Genomic DNA, 26,613 nt, shown 5'->3' with positions numbered 1-26,613 from the left:
GACGTCTCCTTTCGCGGTCAGGCCGACGCCGAATCGCGCTCGGCATCCGACGACCACGGCACCCGCGCCTGATCCGATGTCTGTCGGCGGTGATGGAACACTGTCCGCCTCTCGTCGATGCGGACGGTGAACTCCTCGATCAGGGCGGCGAAGGTTCTGGGACTGTCCTGTGGAACCACGTGGCCCGCGCCCGCGACGACGGCCACGTCGGCGCCTGCCCGCGACGCGGGTTCGACGGCACGGCGTTCGTTCTCCAGCAGCGCGCCGTTGACCAGCATGACCGGGCTCTCCAGTCGAGCCAGGTCGTCGCGGTCGGGGAGCGCCAGACACCCGTCCCCGAGTTCGTCGAGCGTCGCGCTCAACAGCCGGGGCCAGCGGGGCCCGTGCAGCGCGGCGAAGTGGGCGGCGCTGCGGGGCTGTGTCTGTGCCATGCGGGTGAAGCCGGTGAGCCAACGGCGCAAGGTCGTCTGGTCGACGGTGAAGGAGTAGCCCGACACGACTACGCCTCGAACCGCGGCGCCGAGTCCGGCCGCGGCACGCAGCACCACCGCGGCCCCCAGGTAGGACAGTCCGACCAGCAGCGGGGGCTCCGGCCGGTCGAGCACTGCCTCTCGAACGCGCTCCACCGCCGTCCGCATCGGATGCTCGGGTATGTCGTCCGATTCGTGTCCCGGCAGTTCCAGCCCGATCACCGGGTGTGTCCACCAGGGTCGACATGGGCCGTAATGTTCATTCACCGTACCCATCAGTCCCGGTACGAGAACCAGGGGGCAACCCATTCTAGGATTCCCTTCGCAGGCTGAACGGGAGAAGTCGAACTGAGGTGGATCTACCTGTCGGCTGCCGCGTTTGTCGGTCGAAGATACGACGCGGTTCGGTGTCGAGTCGGGTTTGTCACGATGATTCCTGGACGTCGTACGGCGGTCCAGGAATGGGCCGACCAGGTTGCCTGCCTGGTTGTATGGTGCGTGCTCCGTGACCGCAGCGGTCGGTATACGACGTGCTGATCTCGCCGAGGGCAGTCGCCTGCCGTCGTCGGCGCGCCGTGGAACACCGTACTCGCCCGGAGTCGCTCTCCGAGGATCAACCACATACCGCACGGCCTCGCCCCGGAGAGCGACCATGTGCAGGACAGACGCGCCTACACTGCTAGATCAGGACCGGAACCGACGTCACGAGCTGCAGCTGCAGGTGCAGATGCACGTCGTGCAGGACGACGACGAGGTCATCGTCTCGGTCAGGTCGGTGGTGTCCAGAACGGTCTCGTCCAGGTAGTCACCGATTTCGAGAGTGTCGACGTCGAGGCCCGTGAGGCCCTCGATGCCGACGTCGACACTGGCCACGGAATTAGCGTTCATCATTTTCCTTTCACCTGGTGAGCGCGACTTGCGGCCGCGATTACACCTACTGAAGGAGACCCACAAAGGTGTGGTCCGTCCCGATGGAACCACAGGTCTCTCCGGGTCGTCAAGCGTTGATTTCCTGACGGCTAAGCGACCCCTTGCGAGGCCCCGATTAGGCGTGTAGCTTGACTTTTACGGTGCGGTTGCAGTGTTACTTCCGCATATTTTCGACAACTTATTGAATGATGGTGAGAGGGCGTCCTGTCTTTTGCTGGACGCTCTCGGTGTCGTCACGGGCGCGAATGATCGAGGCGATTGTCATCGACTTCCCAGGAAGGTCGGGAAGCAGACTTCACCGTTAATTTCCCCTTGAGGAGGTCGCCGCGATGAAGGCCGACGTCAGTATGGACGACCTGGTGTACCCGTTCGGGCGACAGGATGCCGACACTCCTGCCCTCGAGTATGCCTGGCTGCGTGAGCACCATCCCCTGGCCAGGGTCACCACCACGTATGGGACCGACGCGTGGCTGGTGACCGGCTATGAGACGGTCCGCTCCATCCTCAGTGACGACCGCTTCAGTTCGCGGATGCCGGTGACCTCTGGTGCCGAGATGCCCGAGCCTCGGGACGATCCGACGCGGTCGTTGTTCAACATCGATCCACCCGATCACACCCGTCTCCGCCGGGTCCTGGCTGGTGCGTTCACCGCCGCGCAGATCCAGCAACGTCGCGACGCGATGACGACACTCGCGCGAGGACTGGTCGACGAACTCGTCGAGACCCGATCGACCGCGGACCTCATCACCTGCTTCGTCGTGCCGTTCACGACGGGGGTGATCTGGGACCTCCTGGCCGTGCCGCCGAACCTCCGCCCCGACTTCGCCCAGTGGGTACTCGATCACCAGGCGATCCGCGAGCCCTCATGGGATCCGAATCCGGACACCAACCCCGTGCTGATCAATCGGATCAGCCTGCGTCGGCACGTGGAGGAGCTGATCGCAGCGCGCCGGGACGACCTCGGCGACGACGTCGTCAGCAGGCTGATCAAGGCTCGAGACGCGGGCGAGATAGACGACGACGCGGACGTCGTCGTTCAGCTCACGGGCCTGATCATCGCCGCCTACGAACCCGCCTTCAACACCCTCGGTCTCGCTCTTCTCGCGCTGCTCGCCGATCCCGAGCGTCTCCGATCACTGCGGAGCAGGCCCGAAGCCGTGCCCGCCGCGATCGAGGAGCTTCTGCGTCATCTCGCGCCGACGGACATCGGCTTCGTACGGGTGGCCTCCGAGGACGTCGAGATCGGCACGGAGAAGGTGCACGCGGGGGAGATTCTCATTCTGTCGCTCGAGTCGGCCAACCATGACGAGAACGTGTTCGCGGCCGCGGATCGACTCGTCCTCGACCGATCGCCGAACCCGCATATGGCGTTCGGGCACGGACGTCACCACTGCCTGGGCGCTCCACTGGCTCGTGCCGAGCTGGCCGTCGCCCTGACGACGATCGCCGAGCGGTTGCCGACGTTGCGCCTAGAGGTTCCGCCGGAGTCCGTGCCGCGTCGCACCGCCCTCGCGCAACTCGGGCCGCTCGAACTTCCGGTGTCGTGGTGACCGATCGGTGACGGCGAGTCGGAATCGTCCTTTCCACGTATCGGGGGTACTCGAGGTGCTCACGTGTGAAGACCAGCCTCATGACCGGGTGGGTCGCCACGTCCGCGTCCCGGCCTCCGCGCCGCGCAGCCATCGGACTCGCCCGGCCGTATCACTCCCTCTGAACCCTGAGGAGGCCTCAGGTCGATGAAGATCCTGGTCTATGCCTATGGCACCCGCGGCGACGTGCAGCCCTACCTCGCCCTCGCCGCCGCCCTCGGACGCGCAGGCCACGAGGCGATCCTGTCGGCACCCGCCAGGTTCGAGACGCTGGCCTCCGCACACGGCGTCGAGTTCCGGGGCCGAGACGACGAGTGGCTGGGTATCCTCGAAGACCCGGATGTGCGGCGCATCCTCGCGATGGGCGGCATGCGCAAGGCACTCGACAAGGACGCGCGCCGCAGGGCCCGCACTCGCCTGCACGACGATTTCCGCAGGCTCTTCCCGAAGATCCTGGCCGACACCGCCGCTGCGGCCGACAGTGACGTCGATCTCGTGGTGCACTCACAGGAGTACGTCGATCAGGGAGGGCAGATCGCCGAGAAGCTCGGAGTGCCCTCGGTCCTCGCGCTGCTGCATCCCTTCATCGTGCCCAGCTGGGAGTACCCCAGCGGACTGTTCCCCTTCGACACACGGCTGCCCCGGCTGCTCAACCGGCTGAGTCACGTCCCGCTGCGCTTCCTCCGGCTCGAACGGCGGACGTTGGCGCGGTGGCGCTCGGAGGACCTGGGGCTGCCGCCGCGACCCCGAAGTCATGACATGCAGCGCAGGCCCGACGGCGGGCGGGTGACCGTGTTGCACGGCTTCAGCAGGCACGTCGTCACCCCCGCGTCGGACTGGCCCTCGGAAGTGCACACCACGGGGTTCTGGCTGTTGCCTGGCGGCGATTCGTGGACCCCGCCACCCGCGCTCGCGGCATTCCTCGACGCGGGCGAGCCGCCGGTGTTCATCGGCTTCGGGAGTCTCGCCGGACTCGATCCACGCGAGACCGGCCGCGCCGTCGTGGCGGCGGTTCGTGCGGCCGGAGTTCGTGCGGTGGTCAGCTCCGGCTGGGGCAGCATCGAGATCGACGATCCACCGGAGGACGTGCTGATCGTCGAGGAGGTGCCGTATGACCGTCTCTTCCCGAGAATGCGGGCCGTCGTGCACGCCGGCTCCGCCGGAGCGATGAACGAGGCGCTGGCGGCGGGCGTCCCACAGGCAGCCTGCCCACTGCATCGGGAGCAGGAACTGTGGGGGAATCGCGTTCATCGGCTTGGGATCGGTCCGGCACCTGTGCGTCAGCGTGACCTGAACGCGGCGGTCCTGACCGAGATCATCCGCCAGGTCGTCACCGATCGGACGATGGCCGAGCGTGCCGCCAGGATGCGCACGCTGGTGCGTGCCGAGGACGGGGCACGGGTCGCCGCGACGGTGCTCACCGACCTGTTCGACGCGACGGCGACTCATACCGGATAGCGGCCCGAGCATGGTCGCTCACAGATCATGACGAGGCCGCTCGATCCACTCCACGTCGCTCGCGAGGACACACCTGAGAGGAGACGATCCTGCACGACACCGTGGAACGGCCGCGCCGCGGCCACCCCGTGATGCCGTCGCGCATCGCGGAGTCGGCCGCGGCACGTGACGGAGTCATGACCAGTGCGGAGGTGATGTCGTGGGTGGTCGAACGTCGACATGCGCGACGACAGCGGGTGCGGCGGCTGCCACTCACGGCGATGAGCGATTGGAGCTTCGACGTCGACACCGGCAACCTGGGACACGTCTCGGGTCGGTTTTTCACCGTCGAGGGACTGCGGGTTCGGACGGACTTCGGACCGGTCCGTGAGTGGAGCCAGCCGATCATCCATCAGGCGGAGATCGGCGTACTGGGCATCGCGATGCGCGAGATCGACGGCCTGCTGCACTGCCTCATGCAGACCAAGATCGAGCCGGGGAACATCGACGGGGTGCAGTTGGCACCGACCGTGCAGGCCACCAGGAGCAACTACCTGCGGGTGCATGGCGGTGCCGCGGTTCCCTACCTGGAATGCTTCATCGGCGTCGACCCCGGACACGTCGTCGCCGATGTGCTCCAGTCGGAACAGGGCTCGTGGTTCTATCGGAAGCGCAATCGCAACATGGTCGTCGAGGTCGGTGACGACGTCGAGGCGACCGAGGACTTCCGCTGGCTCACCCTCGGGCAGGTGTACGAGCTGCTACGAGTCGACAACCTCGTGAGTATGGACGCGCGCACGGTGCTGTCCTGTCTGACCCGCGACACGGCTGCTGCGGCAGGACGACCGGGCGACGCCGTACCGGCCGATTTCGAGCGGTCGCTGGCCAGCTCCGGCGATGCCGACGAGAACGGCCTGCACACGGAGACGGAGGTCCTGAGCTGGGTCACCGAGATGCACGCGCGCTACGAACTCGGCTCGACGCTCGTACCGTTGAACGAGATCACCCGATGGCAGCGTTCATCGCATGCCATAGCCCACGAGCTCGGTGTGTTCTTCAACGTCGTCGCGCTGGACGTCGAGTCCGAGGGCCGGGAGGTGCGTGCCTGGCAGCAGCCGATCATCGAGCCCGTCGGCATCGGAGTCTGTGCGCTGCTCGTCCGTTCCTTCGGAGGCGTGCTGCACGCTCTGGTCCAGGCGCGTGTCGAGCCGGGCTGCCTCGACGTGATCGAACTGGCCCCGACCGTGCAGTGCACGCCGACCAGCTACGCCCGGCTTCCTCCTGGTAGCGCGCCGCCACTCCTGGATCTGGTGTTGGCCGGCCGCCCCGAGAAGATCCGCTTCGATGCCGAGCTGTCTGAGGAAGGCGGCCGGTTCCTGCACGCCCGTAGCAGGTATCTGATCATCGAGGTCGACGAGGAGATCGGGGCAGCGGCTCCGCCTGGATTCCACTGGCTGACCGTGCGTCAGCTGGGCGATCTGCTGACACACAGTCATTACGTCAATGTGCAGGCACGGACGCTGATCGCCTGCCTGGTGTCGCTGTGATGAGCTCGCCGATCCGCTTCGGTGTACTGGGTTGTGGTGCCTTCGCCCAGCGCAGGATGATCCCCGCACTGCTGGCGAACCCGAATACCACCGTCACGGCGGTGGCGAGTCGGGACCACGCCACAGCGGCCCGGGTCGCCGCCCGGTTCGGCTGCGTGCCGACCGGCTACGTCGAGTTGCTGGACCGCGACGACATCGACGCGGTCTACCTGGCACAGCCGCCCGCCTCGCACGAGCGATGGGTGCGTGCCGTGCTCGCCTCCGGGCGCCACGTCCTGATCGAGAAGCCGCTGGCGACCTCCGAGTCGACTGCCCGGGAGCTGGTCGCCCTGGCGCGGGTGGCTGGGCGGGTGCTTCGGGAGAACTTCCTGTTCCCGCACCATCCGCGGAATCACGCGGTACGGGGGATGCTGGCCGAGAAGCGGGTCGGTGCTCCTCGGTTCCTGACCGCGTCCTTCCGGATCCCGCCCCTGCCGGACGGCGATATCCGTTACTCGGCGGAGCTGGGCGGCGGCGCGTTGACGGACCTGGGGGTGTATCCGCTTCGGCTCGCGCAGTACTTCCTCGGAGACGATGTGGCCGTGGCCGGGGCGACCTTGCGCATGGACCGGACTCGGAGCGTCGATCTCTCCGGGCAGGTTCTGCTCGTCTCCTCCGCCGGTGTGCTGGCCGCTCTCGACTTCGGGCTGGAGCACTCCTATTTCTCGCGTTATTCGCTTGCGGGAGAGACCGGCCGGTTGATCGTGGACCGAGCTTTCACACCGACCGCCGACTGGCGTCCGGGCGTGCGAATCGAGGAACAGGATCACGTCGAGGAGTCCACGTTTCCTGCGGCGGACCAGTTGGACGCCGGGATCGCCTCCTTCGCCGCCGCGGTGCGGTCTGGGCGAGGCGCGGACGTGGAATCACGCGAGTGGGATGAGGCGGCAGTCGCGACCGCGCGTCTGGTGGAGGCCGTGAACCGACTCGCGATCCGGGTGGCCGTCGATGACGCCGACTGAGGGAGCCACGTCGCGACCGCGAAGCCTGTGTCGTGCTGGTGATCGGCGGCGATTCACGGGCGGGACCGGGCGATCACGAAGGTGAATCCGGCGACGCCGGGTCAGGAGGACGCACCGCGTGGCGATACCAGGGCTTCGACACGACCAGGGACGTCTTGATCCCCCGGCCGACGCCCAACACGTCGTTCGGAGCCGAGAGCATCGATGCGCTCCGCGCCCACGTGGCGAACCGTCAGGTCGGTCGCCGTGGCGATCGGCACCGGTCACGCAGGCCGTGGCGTGGGACGGGTGCGCGAGAGGCGCCGCCACCACGGGCAGGCCGGGACCGGGTCGGACCGAAGTCGAGGTCAGCCGACCGATCACAGGCCGGTCGATTCGCCCGGGCCCGTGCCGCTAACGTCCGCCGGTGTCGATCAGACCGGCTCGGTCTGGAAGGCGAACTCGAAGTCCTCCCCGACCAGGCCCGCAACGCAGCCGACCGACGCCGTGACGCCGTCGTCGACGGTGCAGGACCAGCCGTCGGACAGCTCGACGTTCCCGAGGGACGCCTCCGCCTTCTCCTCGTCGGGCAGCTGGATGAACTCGTCGATGACGTCGAGCGCCTCGGGGCAGCCGACCTGGCCGCCCGCCGCAGGCAGCGCGATCAGTGTGTGGGTGGTGTCCTCGTCGAGCTCGACCTCACCGCAGTCCACCGGTTCCAGGCCGTCCGTCGCGCTCGGGGGCGATGCGGCATCGGAGCCGGGGTCGTCGCCCTCGGCGGAGCCGTCGGTGCCGGGCGAGGCGTCGGTCTCCGGCAGACCGTCGCCCTCGGAGGCCGCCGTGGCGGGTGCCTCCGCCGTCGGGGCCGAGTCCTGATCGGACGCCTGCCCGCACGCGGTCAAGAACAGGCCGCCCGCCGCCAGCAGCGCGGGAACGAACATCCTTCGCCGATTCATCGCGATCCCTCCTGTCTGTCGTGGTCTCTCACCCGTTCAGACGCACGCCGCGGATCGAGGTTGCCCGAATCGGAACATAGTGTTGGAAAATCACCGCCGCGCGTCGATCGTACGCGGCCGGCCGCCGACGGCGCGGGGTGGCGCGGAAGCGGCGGCGACGGCCGACGGTCCGCGATCGGCCCGCGCGAGGGGGCACCCGGTTTCGGCGGCCGACGGTGCGGCACGGCGGGCGGGCTCACCGCGGCCGGCGGAAGCCTGCGACGGCGAACACCGCGCCGAGCACGGCGATCACCAGGCTGATCGCCGTGGCGGCCAGGACCGCGCCCACGCCGGGCAGGTCCAGCGACACCGCGCGGGCCGCGTCCACCGCGTACGTCAGCGGGTTGACCGTCGCCACCGCGGCCAGCCAGCCGGGCAGATCGGCGATCGGGACGTACGCGCTGGAGACGAACATGAGGGGGATCATGGTGAGCACGCTGATGCTCTGCATCAGCTCCGCGTTACGCAGCCAGGCGCCCAGCGCGAGGAACACCCAGCTCATTCCCCAGCCCACCACCAACGCCAGTCCGAGCGTGCCGACCACGCCCACCGCCCCGGTGACGGGCAGGTAGCCGAAGAACACGATCGCCAGGACGTAGATCACCAGCAGTTGGAACGCGGTGCGCGTCAGATCCGAGACGCTGCGGGCGACGAGGATCGAACCCGATCGGATCGGCATCGAGCGCAACCGGTTCAACATCCCGTTCCGCATGTCGTCCACCAGGCCGACGCCCGACTGGATCGAGCACTGCATCGAGGTGTTGACCAGGATCGCGGGCATCAGGAAGTCGATGTAGTCCACGCCCGCCGGGAAGCTCGCCGAGTTCGCCAGACTCCCGAAGACCTGGGTGAACAGGACCAGGATCACCATCGGCTGGATCACGTTCAGCGTGACGACCCGGTGGTCGCCGAGGGACGCGCGCAGCGATCGACCCGTGAGCACCGAGACCTGTGTGAGCACGGAACTGCCGCGCCAACGAGACGGCGCCTGCTCGGCTGCGGAGATGATGATCGGAGCTCCCATGATCAGCCCGTCTTCTCGTGATGCGGACGTCGGTGGCGGATCGTGCTGTTCGCCTGCCGCGCACCGCCGGTGCGCTCCCGGCGGCGTCGACGCGCCGGACCGGCCGAGAGCGCCACGGTCGTCGCGTGCTCCGCCCGTCTCGCGCCGTCACCGCGGTCGACGAGAGTGCCCGGCCGCCGGACGGCCGCCCGTCCCGGCCTAGGTGTTCGCCTCGACGGGCGGCCTGGACGCGAACGGTCCTCGGCCGATGCCGCCGCGTCCCGCGACTCCCGGACACGGATCAGGCCTTCACCGGTGCGGCGCGTCTGGCGAGCGTCAGGTAGACGTCGTCCAGAGTCGGTTCGCCGAACGCCAGTTCGGAGGCCTCGACGGCGACCTCGTCCAGCGCCCGGACCACGGTGGCGACCTCCCGGTTGGCGCCGATCGGAGTGGTGAGCGTCTGCGTCTCCGCGTTGATCATGGGTCGCAGTCCGGCCCGCTCCAGTGCCTCGGCGGCGATGCCGAGATCCTCGGAGGAGCCGACGGTCACCGTCGCGGTGCGCTGGCCGACGCGGGCCTTCAACTCCGATGGGGTGCCCGCGGCCACCACCGCCCCGCCGGAGAGCACGGTGATCGTGTCGGCCAGCTGGTCGGCCTCGTCGAGATACTGCGTGGTGAGCAGCACGGTGGCGCCCTCGCCGACCAGACCGCGCACCAGGGACCACACGGTGCGGCGGCTCTCCGGGTCGAGCCCGGTGGTGGGCTCGTCGAGGAAGATCACCTCCGGCCTGCCCACGATGGAGGAGGCGATGTCGAGGCGTCGGCGCATGCCGCCGGAATAGCGGCGTGCCTGGCGGAGCGCCGCATCGGTCAGCCCGAACAGCTCCAGCAGCTCGTCGGCGCGGGCCCTGGCCTGTCGGCGCCCGGCGCCGAGCAGCCGGGCCACCATCACCAGGTTCTCCCGGCCGCTGAGCTGCTCGTCCACCGAGGCGAACTGACCGGTGAGGCCGATCCTCCTGCGCACCTCGTGGACGTGCTCGGTGACGTCCAGCCCGGCGACCCACGCGCGGCCCGACGTCGGCGGCAGCATCGTCGTCAGGACGTTGACCAGGGTCGTCTTGCCCGCGCCGTTGTGGCCGAGCAGACCGAGCACCTCGCCTCTCGGCACACACAGGCTCACCGAGTCCAGGGCGGTCAGCCTGCCGAAGGTCCGGCCGACCGCCCGCGTCTCGATCATCGGTTCCGTCACGAGCGGGCCGCCGCCTGCAGTTCGGCGCGGATCACGTCGAGTACCTCGGCGGTGTGCTGGAGCAGGTAGAAGTGTCCGCCGCCGAACACCCGCACGGTGCACTCGGCCTCGGTGTGCTCACGCCACCGCCGGGCCTCCTCGACCGTCGACTTCGGATCGTCGTCGCCGATGAGGACGGTGATCGGACTGTGCAGCGGCGGCCCCGGCCGGTAGCGGTAGGTCTCGGCGGCCTTGTAGTCGCCGCGGATCGACGGCATGGCCATCCGCATGATCTCCTCGTCGCCCAACGCCTGACCGTCGGTGCCGCTGAGCGACCGCAGCTCCTCGATCAACTCGTCGTCGCCGCGCAGATGCATCCGCTCGTCGCGGGGGGCGGACGGGGCACGCCGCCCCGAGACGAACAGCCGCGACGGCGGGTCGCCGCCCTCGGCCTCGATCCGGCGGGCGATCTCGAACGCGAGCGTGGCACCCATGCTGTGGCCGAACAGCACCACGGGTCCGATCAGCTCGGGTCGCAGCGCCCGGAACGTCTGCTCGGCCAACTCGTCCAGGTCTTCGATGAGCGGCTCGTGTCGGCGGTCCTGTCGTCCCGGATACTGCACGGTCACCACGTCCGCGACGGGCGCGAGGCTTCGTGCCATCGGCAGGTAGAAGCTCGCGGACCCGCCCGCGTGCGGCAGGCAGATCAGCCGCGGCGTGGCGGGCGACGCGGCGGCGAACCGGCGGACCCAGAGGCTGCCGTCCTCGGGCGGCGTGTGCCTGCTCTCGCCCCGCCCCGCGGCGACTCGGTGTGCCATATGACCGTCCCTGACCTCGGCGGCGAACGTCGAATCCTGCCGCGAACGGTGCCAGTCCCGCGTTGAGGAAAATGCCAATCGAGCGCCGCTACTGTCGGCCCGGTCGCCCTATGTCCGAAGGAAGGGGCCCGTGGTGAACGGAGTCTCCACCGGTGCCGGTGAATTCAAGGGCCCCGCGTTGCGATTCGCCGATCCGCGCAGGCCGTGGTCGGTGGAGCAGTCCTATGCGGTCGTGTCCGGCGTGTCCGGCGGCCTTCCTGACGTGCTCGACTGGATCGCCGACAAACGCGGAGCCCAGAACCACCGAGTGAGCAGAATTCCTTTCGGCGCCATGCGGAACTGGCATTTCGAGGACGATACCGGCGATCTCCGGCACGACAGCGGACGATTCTTCTCCATCCAGGGTCTTGCGGTGGAGACCGATTTCGGCACCGTCCGATCCTGGTCCCAACCGATCATCAACCAGCCGGAGATCGGCATCCTCGGCATCCTGGTCAAGGAGTTCGACGGAGTACTGCACTGCCTGATGCAGGCGAAGTCGGAGCCGGGCAATCTCGACGGCGTCCAGCTCTCCCCGACGGTGCAGGCCACCTGGAGCAACTACAGCGGAGTGCATCGCGGTCGCGAGGTGCCGTATCTGGCGTACTTCCGTGATCCGCCGCCCGCCGACGTGCTGACCGACGTGCTCCAGTCCGAACAGGGCTCCTGGTTCTACCGCAAGCGGAACCGGAACATGATCGTGCAGACCACCGACGACGTGCCGCTGCTCGACGACTTCCGCTGGCTGACCTTCGGCCAGATCCAGGAGATGCTGCGCATCGACAACCTGGTGAACATGGACACCCGGACGGTGCTCTCCTGCGCTCCCGCCGACGGGCTGTCACCGGGTGACGACTGGGGCAGCCTGCTCACCGAGACCGAGATGCTGAGCTGGATCACCACCCGACAGGCCGAGTATCAGCTGCACACCCGGCCCATGCCACTGGCCTCGGTCCGGTCGTGGACCCGTACCGAGGACGTCATCGCACACGAACGCGGCCTGTACTTCCGGATCATCGCGGTCGACGTGAGCACCGACAGTCGGGAGGTCGACTCGTGGAGCCAGCCGCTGATCGCCCCCCACGGGCGCGGCGTGATCGCCCTGCTGGTGAAACGGGTGGACGGCGTCCTACACGCCCTGTTCAACGCCAGAGTGGAGCCCGGATACCTCGACGTCGTCGAGCTGGCGCCCACCGTGCAGTGCACCCCGGAGAACTACGCGCACCTGTCGCAGGCGGAGCGGCCGCCGTTCCTGGACGTCGTCCTCGCCGCCAGACCGGAGGACGTCCTGTTCGACACCGAGATGTCGGAGGAGGGCGGGCGCTTCTACGAGGCGCGCAACCGATACCTGGTCATCCAGGTGGACGAGGACTTCCCGGACGACGTCTGGCCGGACTTCCGCTGGCTCACCCTGCATCAGACCGGCAGGCTGCTCCAGCACAGCCACTACGTCAACGTCCAGGCCCGCAGCCTGATCGCCTGCATGCGGGGGCTGCGATGAGCGGGCGACTCGGCATCGGCGTGCTGGGCTGCTCGGCGATCGCCTGGAAGCGGACCCTGCCCGCCTTCGAGGCCGAGCCGGGCATCGAGATCGTCGCCGTCGCGAGCCGGGACCCGGCGAAGGCCCGTACCTTCGCGGACCGTTTCGACTGCGCGGCCACCGACTACGCGGGGCTGCTCGCACACCCGGAGGTGGAGGCCGTCTATCTGCCGCTGCCCCCGTCGCTGCACCTGAGCTGGGGCGCCGAGGTGCTGCGCTCCGGGCGTCACCTGCTCACCGAGAAGCCGATGGCGACCACCGCCGCCGAGGCCCGCGAACTGATCGCGCTGGGTGCCGAACTCGGCCTCGTCGTCCGCGAGAACTCGATGTTCGTCCACCATGCACAGCACGCGCGGGTGCGGGAGGTGGTGGCCGAGGGCAGGCTCGGCACGCCGAGGTCCCTGCGCGCGGCGTTCTGCATCCCGCCGCTGCCGTCCACCGACATCCGGTACGCGCCGGACCTCGGCGGCGGTGCGCTCCTGGACACCGGCGTGTACCCGATCCGCGCCGCTCAGCTGCTGCTCGGTGACGAGCTGACGGTCGTCGGAGCGGTGTTGCGCTGCAGTAGCGTGACCGGCGTGGACATCGGCGGTCAGGCCTTACTGGTCTCGTCGAGCGGTGTGACGGCCTCGCTCGAGTTCGGCTTCGAGCATGCCTACGGCTCCTTCTACTCGATCTGGGGCAGTGCCGCCCGCCTGCACCTCGACCGGGCGTTCACCCCGCCGCCCGCCTGGCAGCCCCGGCTGCGCATCGAGGGCCAGGACCGCACCGAGGAGCGTCTGCTCGCCGCCGACCACCAGTTCGCCAACTCGGTGCGCTCGTTCGCCGCCGCCGCCTCGGCCGGGCGCAGTGCGGCCCATCCCGAGGAACAGCCCTGGTGCGTCGCCTCGATCCGGAACATGGAGCTGGTCGACCGGATTCGTGCGACCGCCGCGCGGGTGCCGGTCCAGGACGAGACGGGACAGTGATGGAGATCGTCGGCGACGGCTTCCTTGCCCGGCACCTGCGCGCCGCCTTCGGCGCCCGTCATCCGGGAGTGATCGCGATCGCCGCCGGAGTCAGCTCCACGGGCCGCACGCCGCTGGAGAGCCTGGATCGCGAAGCCGAACTGGTCTACGACGTCATCCGCCGAGGCCGGGACACCGGTGGCAAGGTCGTGATCTTCTCGACCAGCTCGCATGCCCTTTACGGCGCGGCGGACTCCCCGGGGACCGAGGACGGCCCGGTGTTCCCGGTGTCCGCCTACGGCAGGCACAAGCTGGGCCTGGAGGCCGTCGTCTCCCGTGAGGACGTCGACTGGCTGGTGGTCCGCTCCACCCATCTCGTCGGGTCGGGACAGCCCGCACACCAGCTGCTGCCGAGCCTGGTCGCTCAGGTGCGCTCGGGCACCGCCACCGTCTACCGAGGTCACCACCGCGACCTGCTCGACGTCCGCCATCTGGTGCTGGCGCTGGACGGCCTGCTGACCGCCGGGGTGAACCGCCGGATCGTCAACGTCGCCTCCGGCACGCCGATCCCGATCGAACGCATCGTGGCCGAGATCGAGACGAGGCTCGGCGTCACCGCGACGAAGCGATTCGTCGACGGCCCCGGCATGCGCACACAGGTCTCCACCGAGCTGCTGCGGTCGCTGGTCCCCGGCTGGGGCGACCTGGACTTCGGGGAGTCCTACCTGCGAGAGCTCGTCGAACGCTACGTCGCGGCCGAGACCGCGGGCGGAGCGGTCCCCTCCCTACAGCAGAGCTGACAGCCGATCGCGCGGCTCGGTTCCGGGCCCGCGGCATGCGTGGATGGTGGTTCGTCGTCATGACCAAGGCAGAATCCGAGCCGATCGCGATCGTGGGTGTGTCGTGCCGCTTCCCGCAGGCGCCCGATCCGGTCGCCTTCTGGCGGCTGCTGGCCGACGGCGCGGAGGCGATCCGTCCCGCGCCCGAAGACCGGTTCCCGGCGGGCACCTCGGCGGGATTCCTCGACGAGGTGGACCGTTTCGACGCCGCCTTCTTCGGACTGTCCGCCCACGAGGCCGCCAGGATGGACCCGCAGCAGCGGCTCGTCCTGGAACTCAGCTGGGAGGCGTTGGAAAGCGCGGGCGTCCTGCCCGCGACGCTGGCGGGCGGATCGACGGGGGTGTTCGTCGGCGCGATGGCCGAGGATTACCGGATCGTGGCGGGCCGGGAGGCCCGCGACGGATACGCACCGGTCGGCCTCTATCGCAGCATGATCGCCAACCGGGTCTCCTACTTCCTGCGGCTGCGCGGGCCGAGCCTCACCGTCGACACGGGACAGTCCTCCTCCCTGGTGTCGGTGCACCTGGCCTGCGAGAGTCTGCGTGCCGGGGAGTCCACCCTGGCGTTGGCGGGCGGCGTGCAGCTCGACCTGACGCCGGAGAGCACCGAGTCGCTGGCCGCGCTCGGCGTGCTGTCCCCGGACGGGCGATGCCACACCCTCGATCACCGGGCGAACGGGATCGTGCGCGGTGAGGGCGGCGGAGTCGTGGTGCTCAAGCGGCTCTCCGACGCGGTGTCCGACGGCGACGTCGTGCACGCACTGATCCTGGGCAGCGCGACCAACAACGACGGCGGCGGCGCGAGTCTCACCGCACCGAGCGGGAGCGCTCAGGAGGAGCTGCTCCGCACCGCCTGCGCACGTGCGGGCGTCGACCCCGCCGAGGTCCAGTACGTGGAGCTGCACGGCACGGGCACCCGCGTCGGCGACCCCGTCGAGGCCGGCGCGCTCGGCGCCGCGCTCGGGACGAGCCGTCCGGCCGAGACACCGTTGCTCGTCGGCTCCGTGAAGACCAACATCGGCCATCTGGAAGGTGCCGCGGGCATCGCGAGCCTGCTCAAGACCGTGCTCGCGATGCGGCACGGGGAACTGCCGCCCTCGTTGCACTTCGAGCGCTCCGCTCCGAGCGTCTCGCTGCCGGGTCTCGGGCTGCGTGTGCAGACCGAGCGGTCGGACTGGCCTCGGGGGGCCCGCCGGGTGGCCGGGGTGTCCTCCTTCGGCATCGGCGGCACCAACTGTCACGTGGTGCTCGCGGACTCGGCGCCCGAAGTCGTCCCGGAGATCTCGGCGGCGCCCGTTCGACCGGCGCGGGGCAGGCAGCCACGGAGCGCGGCCGAGGGGACTTCCGCCGGGCACGCACCGATCGTGCCGGGAGACCAGGCGCCGGAGCAGTCGGTGCAGGGCGGGTCAGTGCCGAGGTCGGCGGGCCTGGTGACGCCCACCTGGCTGCTCGCCGCCCGTGATCCGCAGGCCCTGCGAGCCCAGGCCGAGCGGCTCGCCGCCTTCGCGACGGAGCGCACGGACCTGTCCGCCGAGTCGATCGGCGCCGCGCTGCGCGACACCCGCACCGCCTTCGAGCATCGCGCGGTGCTGCGTGGCGACACCAGAGCGGAGCTGCTGGCGGCGACCCGTGCGCTGGCGCTGGGCGAACCCGCCGCGAACCTGGTGACCGGACAGGCGGACGTCGGCGGTCGGACCGTCTTCGTGTTCCCCGGTCAGGGAGCGCAGTGGCCGGGAATGGCGGTGGAGCTGCTGGACACCGTACCGGTGTTCGCCGAGCACCTGGAGGCCTGCGCGGCGGCCCTGGCCCCGCACATCGACTGGTCGCTGCTCGACGTGCTGCGCGGTGCCGATGGCGCCGCCGATCTGACACGGATCGAGGTGCTTCAGCCCACGCTGTTCGCGATGGCGGTGTCGTTGGCGCAGACCTGGCGTGCGGCCGGGGTCGAACCCGATGCCGTCATCGGCCATTCGCAGGGCGAGGTCGCCGCGGCCTACGTCGCCGGTGCGCTGTCGCTGACGGACGCCGCGAAGGTCGCCGCGCTGCGGGCGCGGGTGACCGCCGATCTCCTCGGCGATTCCGGCGGCGGGCTGCTCGCCGTCGGCGTGAGCGAGCAGGAGTACGGCGAGCGGTTCGCGGCGGCGGCCCCGCGACTGTCGATCGCCGCGTTGAACAGTCCGACGGCGATCGTGCTGGCGGGCCCCGGGCCCGCCTTGGACGATCTCGCGGCCCTCGCCGCCGCGCAGGGCGTGCGCTGTCGCCGGGTGCCCGCCGCCGAGTACGCCTCGCACTCGGCCGCGGTGGAACCGGCGGAACAGGCGCTTCGGGCCGCCGTCGCCGACATCACGCCCCGGCGGTGTCCGGTGCGCTTCCTCTCCACGGCGACCGGCGACTGGGTCGACGGCGCCGACCTGGACGCCGACTACTGGTATCGCAACCTGCGGAACACCGTGCGCTTCGCGCCGGGCATCCGGGCTCTCGCCGCGTCGGGACACGACGTCTTCGTCGAGGCGAGCCCGCATCCGCTGCTGGTCCCCGCCATCGAGGAGACGTTGGCGGCCGAGGACTCCCGGCCGCACGTGGCCGTCGGGACCCTGCGCCGCGACGAGCCCGCGGTGGCCAGGATCCTGTCCGGGGCGGCCCAGCTGCATGTCCGAGGGCGCTCCCCGGACTGGACGGCCCTGCTCCCGCCGCATGCGGGGGAACCGGTGGAACTGCCCACCTATGCCTTTCGACGCCGTAGGCACTGGCTGGGCGGCACGGTCGCCGAACGACCGGCCGAATCGCGAGTGCCCGTACGGGACGCCGCCGAGCTGGAGCGACTCGTCGTCCGACTGCTCGAAGCCGTCCTCGGCAGGTCGCCGGTGGACGCGCACCGCCGGTTCAAGGATCTGAACTGCGACTCGATGGCCCTGGTCGAGCTGCGTAACCAGGTCGGCACGGCCGTCGGCCGTACCATCCCGGTGTCGGCCCTGTTCAGCCATCCCACACCGGCGGCGTTGGCGGCCTACCTCGCCGCCGAGGACGTCGCCGAGGCCGCGGACTCCGTCGACGACGACGCCGTGCTTCACGACGTGGCCGGCGCCGTCGGCGGTCCGGCTGCCGACGATCCGGTGGCGATCGTGTCGATGGCCTGTCGGTTCCCCGGCGAGGCGACCTCCCCCGAGGCCCTGTGGGCCGCCGTGGCGGCGGGCGCCGACCTGGTGTCGGAGTGGCCGCTCGACCGGGGCTGGGACGTGGCGGGCGGCTACGACCCGGAACCGGGCGTCCCCGGCCGGTCCTACACCAGGCATGGCGGCTTCCTCGACGGGGCGAGCGGCTTCGACGCGGACTTCTTCGAGGTGTCCCCTCGGGAGGCGTCGGCGATGGACCCGCAGCAACGGCTGCTGCTGGAGACCTCCTGGGAGGCGGTCGAGCGGGCCGGACTGGCTCCGACGTCCCTCCACGGCACCGATACCGGCGTGTTCGTCGGCACCATGACCCAGGAGTACGGCGCTCGGCTGCACGAGGCCGACGACGACTCGGGCGGCTACACGCTCACCGGCAGCGCGGCCAGCGTGGCCTCGGGCCGGATCGCCTACACGCTCGGCCTGTCGGGTCCCTCGATGACGGTGGACACGGCCTGTTCGTCCTCCCTGGTGGCGTTGCACCTGGCCGTCCGCGCGCTGCGGCAGGGCGAGTGCTCGATGGCGTTGGTGGGCGGCGCGACGGTGATGGCCACGCCGGGCGTCTTCGTGGAGTTCAGTCGGCAGCGTGGGCTGGCACCGGACGGCCGGTGCAAGGCGTTCGCCGAGGGGGCCGACGGCACGGGCTGGTCCGAAGGGGTCGGCGTGCTCGTGGTGGAGCGGTTGTCGGATGCCCGTCGCCTCGGGCATCCGGTGTTGGCGGTGGTGCGGGGTTCGGCGGTGAACTCCGACGGGGCATCGAACGGGTTGACGGCGCCGAACGGTGCCGCTCAGGAACGGGTCATCCGTCGTGCGCTGGCCGACGCGGGACTCGCCGCCCACGACGTGGCCGCGGTGGAGGCGCACGGCACTGGAACGGTGTTGGGCGATCCGATCGAGGCGCAGGCCTTGTTGGCGACGTACGGGCGGGATCGGCCGGCGGGTCGGCCGTTGTGGTTGGGGTCGTTGAAGTCGAACATCGGTCATACCCAGGCGGCGGCGGGTGTGGCGGGTGTGATCAAGATGGTGGAGGCGATGCGGCACGGGGTGCTGCCGAAGACGTTGCACGTCGACGCGCCGTCCTCGCACGTGGACTGGGATTCCGGAGCGGTGCGACTGCTGACCGAGCCGGTGTCGTGGGACGGTGGTGATCGGCCGCGGCGCGCGGGGGTGTCGTCGTTCGGGATCAGCGGCACCAACGCCCACGTGATCCTCGAGGAGGCGCCACAACTCGCGTCGAGCCCCGAGCCGAAGCCGTCGGCACGGCACTCCGAGACACGGCAGCCCACTGTGGAGTCGACCGACGAGGCGGCCGTCGTACCGTGGCTGCTGTCGGCGCGCTCACCCGCCGCGCTGGCGGCGCAGGCCGACCGGCTGGCCGCCTTCGTGTCCGGCGAACCGGAGTACGACCCGGCCGACGTGGGCTGGTCGCTGGCCACCACACGCTCGGTGCTCGACCACCGCATGGTGATCGTGGGCGCGGGCCGCCGCGAACTGCTCGCCGGCCTGACCGAGCCCGTGGCGGACGTCGTCCGCGCCGGGGCCGCGGGCCGCGTCGTCCTGGTGTTCCCTGGTCAGGGTTCGCAGTGGGTGGGGATGGGTCGGGAGTTGTTGGCCTGTTCTCCGGTGTTCGCGGCGCGGTTCGGTGAGTGTGTCGATGCTTTGGGTGAGTGGGTGGATTTCGCGCCGTTGGCGGCGTTGGGCGATGAGGTCCTGTTGTCGCGGGTTGATGTGGTGCAGCCGTTGTTGTTCGCGGTGTTGGTGTCGTTGGCGGCGGTGTGGGAGTCGTTCGGTGTGGTGCCGGATGCGGTGGTGGGTCATTCGCAGGGTGAGATCGCGGCGGCGGTGGTGGCGGGTGGTCTGTCGTTGGCCGACGGTGCTCGGGTGGTGTGCGTCCGCTCGCGGCTCATCGCCCAGACCCTCGCCGGCCACGGCGGCATGTACTCGGTGGCCGAGGCCGTCGACGCCGTACGTGCGCGGGTGACCGGGGAGTTCGACGGGCGAGTGTCGGTGGCGGCGGTGAACGGACCGGCCTCGGTGGTCGTCTCCGGTGACCCGACGGCACTGGCGGAGTTCGCCGCGCGCTGCGAGGCCGACGGCGTGCGGGCCCGGCGGATTCCGGTGGACTACGCCTCGCACTCGGCGCAGGTGGAGCGCATCGAACACGACCTGCCCGCCGCGCTGGACGGAATCACTCCCCGCGGGGGCTCCGTCCGATTCTTCTCCACCGTGACCGGGGACTGGCTGGACACCGCCGAGCTGACCCCGGAGTACTGGTACCGGAGCCTGCGGCAGACCGTGCGCTTCCATCCGGCGATCACCGCGCTGGTGGACCAGGGCTACACCGGTTTCGTCGAGTCCTCCCCGCACCCGGTGCTCACCATGGCGATCCAGGAGACGCTCGACGCCGTGGACGCCGATCAGCCGGCATGGGTGACCGGGACGCTGCGGCGGGACGACGGCGGACCGCGTCGCCTCTACGACAGCCTCGCGCAGGCCTGGACCCGCGGTCATCCCGTCGACTGGACGCCCGCCTTCGGCGACCATGCCCGACGCGTCCCGCTGCCCACCTACCCCTTCCAGCACAGCCGCTACTGGCTGACGAGCCGCCCCGCCGCGCCTCGGGAGCCCACCGGAACGGAGTGGGGCTACCGCGTCGACTGGCAGCCGCTCACAACGGGAGACGCCGTGCGGCTCGCCGGAACGTGGCTGCTGGTGCACCTCGGCGCCGACGCAGGCGGCGCGGCGGCGGGACTGGCCGAGCACGGTGCGACCGTGCGCACCGTCTCGTGGGACGGACACGGCGACCTCGCCGAATCCCTGCGCGCCGCCGTCGACCCCGACGAACCACCCGCCGGTGTGCTGCTGCTGTTCGGCGCGGCCGACGGTCGACCGCGCCCCCTCGCCGCCGGGGCGGCCGTCACCACGCGACTGCTCCGCGCCCTCGCCTCGGCCGAGATCGACGCGCCGCTGTGGTGCGTCACCCGAGGCGCTGTGGCCGCGGACGACACCGACCGCCTGGTGGACCCGGACCAGGCCGCCGTCTGGGGACTCGGCCGGGTCGCCGCGCTGGAGCACCCGCGGCGGTGGGGCGGCCTGATCGACCTGCCCGTCGCAGGCGACGGTGACGGGGCGAACCCGCTGGCGGCGGCGTTGTCTCGCACAGACGGCGAAGACCAGATCGCGATCCGCGCCGCGGGCACCTTCGGCAGGCGCCTGGTCCGAGCACCGCTGTCCGCCGCCGCGGCTCGGCCGCGTGGCCCGCACGGCACGGTGCTCGTCACCGGCGGCACCGGCGCCCTCGGCGCGCACCTCGCCCGCCGACTCGCCGAAGGCGGTGCCGAGCACCTCGTCCTCGTCGGCCGCCGGGGCGCCGAGGCCGCCGGCGTCGACGAACTCGTCGCCGAGCTCACCGAGGCGGGCACCGAGGTGACCGTCGCCGCCTGCGACGTCGCCGACCGAGCCTCGGTCGCCGCCCTCGCCGAACGGCTGACCGCCGCCGGGACCCCGGTGCGCTCCCTCGTGCACGCGGCGGGCATCGGACCACTGGAGCCGCTGAGCGAACTCGGCGAGGACTCGCTCGACGACGTGTTCGCCGCCAAGGTCGGGGGACTGCACAACCTGGACGAGGCGTTCGACCTCGCGGGCATGGACGACGTGCTGCTGTTCTCCTCGATCTCGGCCGTCTGGGGGGTGGCCGACCATGCCGCCTACGCCGCCGCCAACGCCTATCTCGACGCCTTCGCCCTGCGGCGAGCGGCTGACGGCGCACCCGTCCGGTCGATCGCGTGGGGTCCGTGGGGCGGCGGCGCGGGGATGATCCCCGCCGCGCTCGCGGACACCCTGCGCCGCCGGGGCGTCCCGGTGCTCGACCCGGCCGCCGCCGTGCGCTTCCTGGACCGCGCCGACGACACGGCAGACCCGGTGACGATCGTCGCCGAGGTCGACTGGCCGCGCTTCCTGCCGGTCTTCACCTCGGCCCGCCCCGCGCCCCTGTTCAGCGCCTTCGACGGTGAGCTGGACGGCGGGCGGGATCACACGGAGCCGACCCGGTCGCGTGACGGCGGGCTGCGCGCCGACCTGGTCGGCCGCTCCGCGAGCGAACGTGGGCGGATGCTGCTCGATCTCGTGCGCAGGCACACCGCCGCCGTCCTCGGCCGCCCCGGACACGACGCGCTCGACGCCCGGCGTGCCTTCACCGAACTCGGCTTCGACTCGCTCACCGCCGTCGAACTGCGCAACCGACTGACCAAGGCGACCGGCCTCCGGCTGCCCACCACCCTGGTCTACGACCACCCGTCGCCCTCGGAGCTCGCTCGACTCCTGGAGACGGAGCTGGTCGCCGACGCGGCCGCCGCCCCGGCGACGACGGCCCCGCGGCCGACGGAACCGGCCCACGCCGTCGACGCGGCGGAGCCGATCGCGATCGTCGCCATGAGCTGTCGCCTGCCCGGCGGCCTGCGCAGCCCCGAGGAGCTGTGGGAGTTCGTGGCCGCGGGCGGCGACGCGATCGGCGGCTTCCCGCTCGATCGCGGCTGGGATCTCGGCGCGCTCTTCAGCCGAGACCAGCGGGCCCGGGGGCGCAGCTACGTCCGAGAGGGCGGCTTCCTCCAAGACGTCGCGGGCTTCGACGCGGGTTTCTTCGGGATCTCGCCTCGAGAGGCGCTGGCCATGGACCCGCAGCAACGGCTGCTGCTCGAGACGGCCTGGGAGGCGTTGGAACGCGGCGGCATCGACCCCCGATCGCTGCGGGGCAGCCGATCCGGGGTGTTCGTCGGACTCGCCGAGCAGTACTACGGCTCGGTGCTGCGCCGTGACGAGAGTGCGGACGAGAGCTACGCGGTCACCGGGGAGGCAGCCAGCATCGCCTCCGGGCGGATCGCCTACGTCCTCGGTGCGGAAGGCCCCGCCCTGACCGTCGACACGGCCTGCTCCTCCTCGTTGGTCGCCCTGCACCTGGCCGTCCGCGCCCTGCGAGCGGGGGAGTGCGGCCTTGCGCTGGCGGGTGCGGCCATGGTGATGTCCACGCCGTCGCAGTTCACCGGTTTCAGCCGCCAGCGTGGGCTGGCACCGGACGGCCGGTGCAAGGCCTTCGCCGAGGCCGCCGACGGCTTCGCCCTCGCCGAGGGCGCCGGGATGCTCGTGCTGCAGACGCTGTCGGCGGCGCGACGCGACGGCCATCCGGTGTTGGCGGTGGTACGAGGCTCGGCGGTCAACTCCGACGGTGCGTCCAACGGACTGACCGCACCGAACGGCCCCTCCCAGCAGCGGGTGATCCGGGCGGCGCTGGCCGACGCCGGCTTGGCGCCGTCCGAGGTGGATGCCGTGGAGGCACACGGCACCGGTACCAGGCTGGGCGACCCGATCGAGGCGCAGGCCCTGCTGGCGACCTACGGACGCGACCGCGCCGAGGACCGCCCGCTGTGGCTCGGCTCGGTGAAGTCGAACATCGGCCACACCCAGACCGTCGCGGGCCTCGCCGGTGTGATCAAGATGGTGGAGGCCATGCGGCACGGCGTGCTGCCCACGACGATGCACGTCGACGCGCCGACCTCGCGGGTGGACTGGGACTCCGGCGCGGTCCGACTGCTCACCGAGCCGCGGGACTGGCCGGCGACCGGCGCACCGCGCCGCGCGGGCGTCTCCGCCTTCGGGATCAGCGGCACCAACGCGCACGTCCTGCTGGAGCAGGCGCCCGAGGACTTCGAGCCCGCGTCCGACCCCCAGCAGGCGCCCGACCCCGTACCGTCGACATCCGACCCGGCGGCCGTCGTGCCCTGGCTGCTGTCGGCGCGCTCACCGGCGGCGCTGCGGGCGCAGGCGGGCCTGCTGGCCGAGCACGTCGAAGCCCGCCCCGACCTGTCCCCGGTCGATCTGGGGCACTCACTGGTGCGGTCGCGGTCGGCCTTCGAATGCCGCGCCGTGGTCGTGGGCGCCGAGCGCGACGAGCTGCTCGCGGGACTGGCCGCCGTCGACGCCGCGATGACGGCGGGCCCGGCCGGGCGGTCGGCCCTGGTGTTTCCTGGTCAGGGTTCGCAGTGGGTGGGGATGGGTCGGGAGTTGTTGGCCTGTTCTCCGGTGTTCGCGGCGCGGTTCGGTGAGTGTGTCGAGGCTTTGGGTGAGTGGGTGGATTTCGCGCCGTTGGCGGCGTTGGGCGATGAGGTCCTGTTGTCGCGGGTTGATGTGGTGCAGCCGTTGTTGTTCGCGGTGTTGGTGTCGTTGGCTTCGGTGTGGGAGTCGTTCGGTGTGGTGCCGGATGCGGTGGTGGGTCATTCGCAGGGTGAGATCGCGGCGGCGGTGGTGGCGGGTGGTCTGTCGTTGGCCGACGGTGCTCGGGTGGTGTGCGTCCGCTCGCGGCTCATCGCCCAGACCCTCGCCGGCCACGGCGGCATGTACTCGGTGGCCCTGCCGGAGGACGGAATCCGTGACCGGCTGACCGGATTCGCGAGCCTGTCCGTGGCGGCGGTGAACGGGCCGTCGTCCGTCGTGGTCTCCGGTGACCCGACGGAGTTGGCGGAGTTCGCCGCGCGCTGCGAGGCCGACGGCGTGCGCGCCCGACCGATCCCGGTGGACTACGCCTCCCATTCGGTCCACGTCGAGCGCATCGCGACGGATCTGCCCACCGCCCTGGCCGGGATCACGCCGCGGAGCAGCGAGGTCGGATTCTTCTCCACGGTCACGGGCGACTGGCTGGACACGGCCGAGCTGACCCCGGAGTACTGGTACCGGAATCTGCGCCAGACGGTGCGCTTCCACTCCGCGATCACGGCGTTGACCGACCACGGCTACACCGGCTTCGTCGAATCCTCACCGCACCCCGTGCTCACGCTGCCCGTCCAGGAGACGCTGGACGCCGCCGACCTCCCGGACCCCGACGGCATCCTGGTGACCGGGACGCTGCGGCGGGACGACGGCGGCCTGCGTCGTCTCTACGACAGCCTCGGCCAGGCCTGGACGCGCGGCTACGCCGTCGACTGGACACCTGCCTTCGGCGACCACCCCCGCCGCGTCCCCCTGCCCACCTACCCGTTCCAACGCGCCCGCTACTGGCCCGCCGTCGCCGCACCCGCCGACCCGGTCGACTCCTGGCGATACCGGGTGGCCTGGCCCCGCGTCGACGTCGCCGCGCCGGAGACCGGCGGAACCTGGCTGCTCGTCGGCCCGGACCCCGACGACCCGCTGACCCAGGCCTGCGCCGACCGACTGGAACACCGGGGTACGACGGTCGTGCGGCTCGACGCCGGCGGGGCGGACCGGGCCGGGCTGGCCGAGCGGCTGCGCACCGCCTCGGCCGGGCTGGATCTGCGCGGCGTGCTCTCGACGCTCGCCGTCGACGACCGACCGGACCCCGTCGAGCCCGCGCTGCGGCGCGGCCTGACCGGAACCCTCCGCCTCACCCAGGCCCTGCTCGACACCGACCTCACCGCCGCGCTGTGGACGGTGACCCGGTCCGCCGTGGCCGTCGCCGAAGAGCCCGTCGCACATCCGGAACAGGCCGCGGCCTGGGGCCTCGGCGTCGTCGCCTCCCTCGACCTGCCCGACCGCTGGGGCGGGCTGATCGACCTGCCCGCCGAGCCGACCGAAGCGGACCTCGACCTGCTGTGCGCGGCCGTGTCCGGCGCCGGCGCCGAGGATCAGCTCGCGGTGCGGGCCGACGGACTCCACGCCAGACGACTCGTGCGCGCGGCCGGTCTCGCGGCCGCGCCGTGGACGCCGCGCGGCACCATCGTGATCACCGGCGGAACCGGTGCCCTCGGCGCACACACCGCCCGGTGGCTCGCCGCGCACGGTGCCGAACACCTCGTGCTCACCAGCAGGCGGGGCGCCGACGCTCCGGGCGCCGCGGCACTGGCCGACGAGCTGACCGCGCTGGGCGCGCGCGTCACCCTCGCCGCCTGCGACGTCGCCGACCGCGACGCGGTGGCCGGGCTGCTGGACTCCCTGCCCGGCCGGCCGACCGCGATCGTGCACGCCGCGGGCGTGGTCGACACCGAGGTCCCGCTCACCGAACTCGGCCTCGGCGAACTGGCGGACCTCTTCGGCGCCAAGGTCGCGGGCGCCGAGCATCTCGACGCGCTGACCAGAGACCTCGATCTCGACGCCTTCGTGCTGTTCTCCTCCGGCGCCGGGGTGTGGGGCAACACCGGCCAGGCGGGCTACGCCGCCGCCAACGCCTGCCTGGACGCCCTCGCCCATCGACGGCACGCGCTCGGCCTCCCCGCCGCGTCCCTCTCCTGGGGGGCCTGGGCGGGCGGCGGCATGGTGGACGAGCAGGTGGCGGACCGGCTGCGGCAGCGCGGCGTCCCGGCGATGGCGCCGGAACTCGCCGTCACCGCCGTGGCCGCCGCCGTGGGCTCGGGCCTGCCGCACCTCGTCCTCGCCGACCTCGACTGGGCGCGCTTCGCCCCCGCCTACACCATGGCCAGGCCTCGACCTCTCGTCGGCGACCTGCCCGAGGTGCGGGCGCTCGCCGACACCGACGCCGGATCCGACGGCGGAACCCGGGACGGCGGCGATGCCGTGTCGGGCGAGAACGATCGGACGGACTTCGTCACGACGCTGGCCGGGCTCGGACCCGCCGAACGGCGACGGCGACTGGTCGACCTCGTCGCCACCGCGGCCGCGGACGTACTCGGCCACGACGGCGCCCTCACCGGGCCGGGGCGGCAGACCTTCCGCGAACTCGGCTTCGACTCCGTCACCGCGGTCGACTTCCGCAACCGACTCGGCGCCGTCGTCGGACGGCGCCTGCCCGCCACGCTGGTCTTCGACTTCCCCACGCCCACCGCGCTGGCCGATCAGCTGCTCGCCACGGTGATCACGCCCGAGGAGCGGCCCGACGTCCGCGACCCGCTGGCCGAGCTGGACCGATTCGAACGCGGGCTGACCGAGACCCCGCCCACCGCCGCCGAACGCGCCGCACTCGCGGGCCGCCTGGAGGCGCTGCTGCACCGGTGGGCGGCGCCCGCCGAGTCCGAGCCCGCGACGGCGGCGGACCCGCTGGACGCCGCGACCGACGACGAGATGTTCGAGCTCATCGACAGGGAACTCGGCCTCGCCTGAATCGGCGGGCCGGACGACGAAGGG

At 71.2% G+C, this 26,613-nt stretch carries 14 protein-coding genes; 8 read left to right on the top strand and 6 right to left on the bottom strand.

The window, feature by feature from the left end:
- Positions 1-17: 17 nt before the first annotated feature.
- Both AHOG_RS15295 and AHOG_RS15290 read right to left on the bottom strand, forming a co-directional pair.
- Positions 18-692: an alpha/beta fold hydrolase gene (locus AHOG_RS15295; RefSeq protein ID WP_169725865.1), complete on the bottom strand. Its 675-nt coding sequence runs from the start codon at positions 690-692 to the stop codon at positions 18-20.
- Positions 693-1,172: 480 nt separating this feature from the next.
- The gene (locus AHOG_RS15290; protein ID WP_093941958.1) at positions 1,173-1,361 is read right to left on the bottom strand and encodes a thiocillin/thiostrepton family thiazolyl peptide; all 189 of its coding nucleotides are present in this window, start codon (positions 1,359-1,361) and stop codon (positions 1,173-1,175) included.
- Positions 1,362-1,729: 368 nt separating this feature from the next.
- Between AHOG_RS15290 and AHOG_RS15285 the strand changes: the two genes are divergently transcribed.
- From AHOG_RS15285 to AHOG_RS15270, 4 genes are all read left to right on the top strand, one after another.
- On the top strand, positions 1,730-2,950 hold the full coding sequence (locus tag AHOG_RS15285) for a cytochrome P450 (RefSeq protein ID WP_093941957.1): 1,221 nt from the start codon (positions 1,730-1,732) through the stop codon (positions 2,948-2,950).
- A 186-nt stretch (positions 2,951-3,136) separates the two neighbouring features.
- The gene (locus AHOG_RS15280; RefSeq protein ID WP_093941956.1) at positions 3,137-4,447 is read left to right on the top strand and encodes a glycosyltransferase; all 1,311 of its coding nucleotides are present in this window, start codon (positions 3,137-3,139) and stop codon (positions 4,445-4,447) included.
- A 176-nt stretch (positions 4,448-4,623) separates the two neighbouring features.
- Positions 4,624-5,973: an NDP-hexose 2,3-dehydratase family protein gene (locus tag AHOG_RS15275; protein ID WP_245856251.1), complete on the top strand. Its 1,350-nt coding sequence runs from the start codon at positions 4,624-4,626 to the stop codon at positions 5,971-5,973.
- A complete protein-coding gene (locus AHOG_RS15270) occupies positions 5,973-6,974 on the top strand; it encodes a Gfo/Idh/MocA family protein (RefSeq protein ID WP_211290406.1) in 1,002 nt (333 codons plus the stop codon). The genes AHOG_RS15275 and AHOG_RS15270 overlap by 1 nt, the downstream gene beginning before the upstream one ends.
- Before the next feature lie 413 nt (positions 6,975-7,387).
- Here AHOG_RS15270 and AHOG_RS15265 read toward each other — a convergent pair whose 3' ends face one another.
- The 4 genes from AHOG_RS15265 to AHOG_RS15250 all read right to left on the bottom strand — a co-directional run bounded on the left by AHOG_RS15265 (position 7,388) and on the right by AHOG_RS15250 (position 10,997).
- A complete protein-coding gene (locus AHOG_RS15265; protein WP_093941955.1) occupies positions 7,388-7,909 on the bottom strand; it encodes a hypothetical protein in 522 nt (173 codons plus the stop codon).
- A gap of 235 nt (positions 7,910-8,144) precedes the next feature.
- Positions 8,145-8,972, bottom strand: a complete 828-nt coding sequence (locus AHOG_RS15260; protein WP_093941954.1) for an ABC transporter permease — start codon at positions 8,970-8,972, stop codon at positions 8,145-8,147.
- A gap of 280 nt (positions 8,973-9,252) precedes the next feature.
- Positions 9,253-10,200 (bottom strand): ATP-binding cassette domain-containing protein, encoded by a 948-nt coding sequence (locus AHOG_RS15255; protein ID WP_311770212.1) that lies wholly within the window; start codon positions 10,198-10,200, stop codon positions 9,253-9,255.
- The gene (locus AHOG_RS15250; RefSeq protein WP_093941953.1) at positions 10,197-10,997 is read right to left on the bottom strand and encodes a thioesterase II family protein; all 801 of its coding nucleotides are present in this window, start codon (positions 10,995-10,997) and stop codon (positions 10,197-10,199) included. Before AHOG_RS15250 ends, AHOG_RS15255 begins: the two co-directional genes overlap by 4 nt.
- Before the next feature lie 130 nt (positions 10,998-11,127).
- On the opposite strand from AHOG_RS15250, the gene AHOG_RS15245 reads away from it, so the two are divergent.
- From AHOG_RS15245 to AHOG_RS29095, 4 genes are read left to right on the top strand one after another with little or no spacing between them, the layout of a single operon-like run.
- Positions 11,128-12,537, top strand: a complete 1,410-nt coding sequence (locus tag AHOG_RS15245; RefSeq protein ID WP_245856250.1) for an NDP-hexose 2,3-dehydratase family protein — start codon at positions 11,128-11,130, stop codon at positions 12,535-12,537.
- A complete protein-coding gene (locus tag AHOG_RS30265; RefSeq protein ID WP_093941952.1) occupies positions 12,534-13,544 on the top strand; it encodes a Gfo/Idh/MocA family protein in 1,011 nt (336 codons plus the stop codon). The genes AHOG_RS15245 and AHOG_RS30265 overlap by 4 nt, the downstream gene beginning before the upstream one ends.
- Positions 13,544-14,323 carry an NAD-dependent epimerase/dehydratase family protein gene (locus AHOG_RS15235; protein ID WP_093941951.1) on the top strand — a complete coding sequence of 260 codons (780 nt, stop codon included), beginning with the start codon at positions 13,544-13,546 and terminating at the stop codon, positions 14,321-14,323. Before AHOG_RS30265 ends, AHOG_RS15235 begins: the two co-directional genes overlap by 1 nt.
- Before the next feature lie 59 nt (positions 14,324-14,382).
- Positions 14,383-26,589: a type I polyketide synthase gene (locus tag AHOG_RS29095; protein WP_211290404.1), complete on the top strand. Its 12,207-nt coding sequence runs from the start codon at positions 14,383-14,385 to the stop codon at positions 26,587-26,589.
- Positions 26,590-26,613 lie beyond the last annotated feature (24 nt).

It is taken from the genome of Actinoalloteichus hoggarensis (genome assembly GCF_002234535.1).
Taxonomy (GTDB): domain Bacteria; phylum Actinomycetota; class Actinomycetes; order Mycobacteriales; family Pseudonocardiaceae; genus Actinoalloteichus_A; species Actinoalloteichus_A hoggarensis.
Note: the sequence above shows the minus strand (reverse complement) of the source record. Positions and strands in the feature narration are given on the sequence as shown.

What these genes read in the sequence shown, in the direction of transcription:
- AHOG_RS15290 (WP_093941958.1), bottom strand. Translation starts at nt 1,361, where the DNA reads ATGATGAACGCTAATTCCGTGGCCAGTGTCGACGTCGGCATCGAGGGC.
- AHOG_RS15285 (WP_093941957.1), top strand. Translation starts at nt 1,730, where the DNA reads ATGAAGGCCGACGTCAGTATGGACGACCTGGTGTACCCGTTCGGGCGA.
- AHOG_RS15280 (WP_093941956.1), top strand. Translation starts at nt 3,137, where the DNA reads ATGAAGATCCTGGTCTATGCCTATGGCACCCGCGGCGACGTGCAGCCC.
- AHOG_RS15275 (WP_245856251.1), top strand. Translation starts at nt 4,624, where the DNA reads ATGACCAGTGCGGAGGTGATGTCGTGGGTGGTCGAACGTCGACATGCG.
- AHOG_RS15270 (WP_211290406.1), top strand. Translation starts at nt 5,973, where the DNA reads ATGAGCTCGCCGATCCGCTTCGGTGTACTGGGTTGTGGTGCCTTCGCC.
- AHOG_RS15265 (WP_093941955.1), bottom strand. Translation starts at nt 7,909, where the DNA reads ATGAATCGGCGAAGGATGTTCGTTCCCGCGCTGCTGGCGGCGGGCGGC.
- AHOG_RS15260 (WP_093941954.1), bottom strand. Translation starts at nt 8,972, where the DNA reads ATGGGAGCTCCGATCATCATCTCCGCAGCCGAGCAGGCGCCGTCTCGT.
- AHOG_RS15250 (WP_093941953.1), bottom strand. Translation starts at nt 10,997, where the DNA reads ATGGCACACCGAGTCGCCGCGGGGCGGGGCGAGAGCAGGCACACGCCG.
- AHOG_RS30265 (WP_093941952.1), top strand. Translation starts at nt 12,534, where the DNA reads ATGAGCGGGCGACTCGGCATCGGCGTGCTGGGCTGCTCGGCGATCGCC.
- AHOG_RS15235 (WP_093941951.1), top strand. Translation starts at nt 13,544, where the DNA reads ATGGAGATCGTCGGCGACGGCTTCCTTGCCCGGCACCTGCGCGCCGCC.
- AHOG_RS29095 (WP_211290404.1), top strand. Translation starts at nt 14,383, where the DNA reads ATGACCAAGGCAGAATCCGAGCCGATCGCGATCGTGGGTGTGTCGTGC.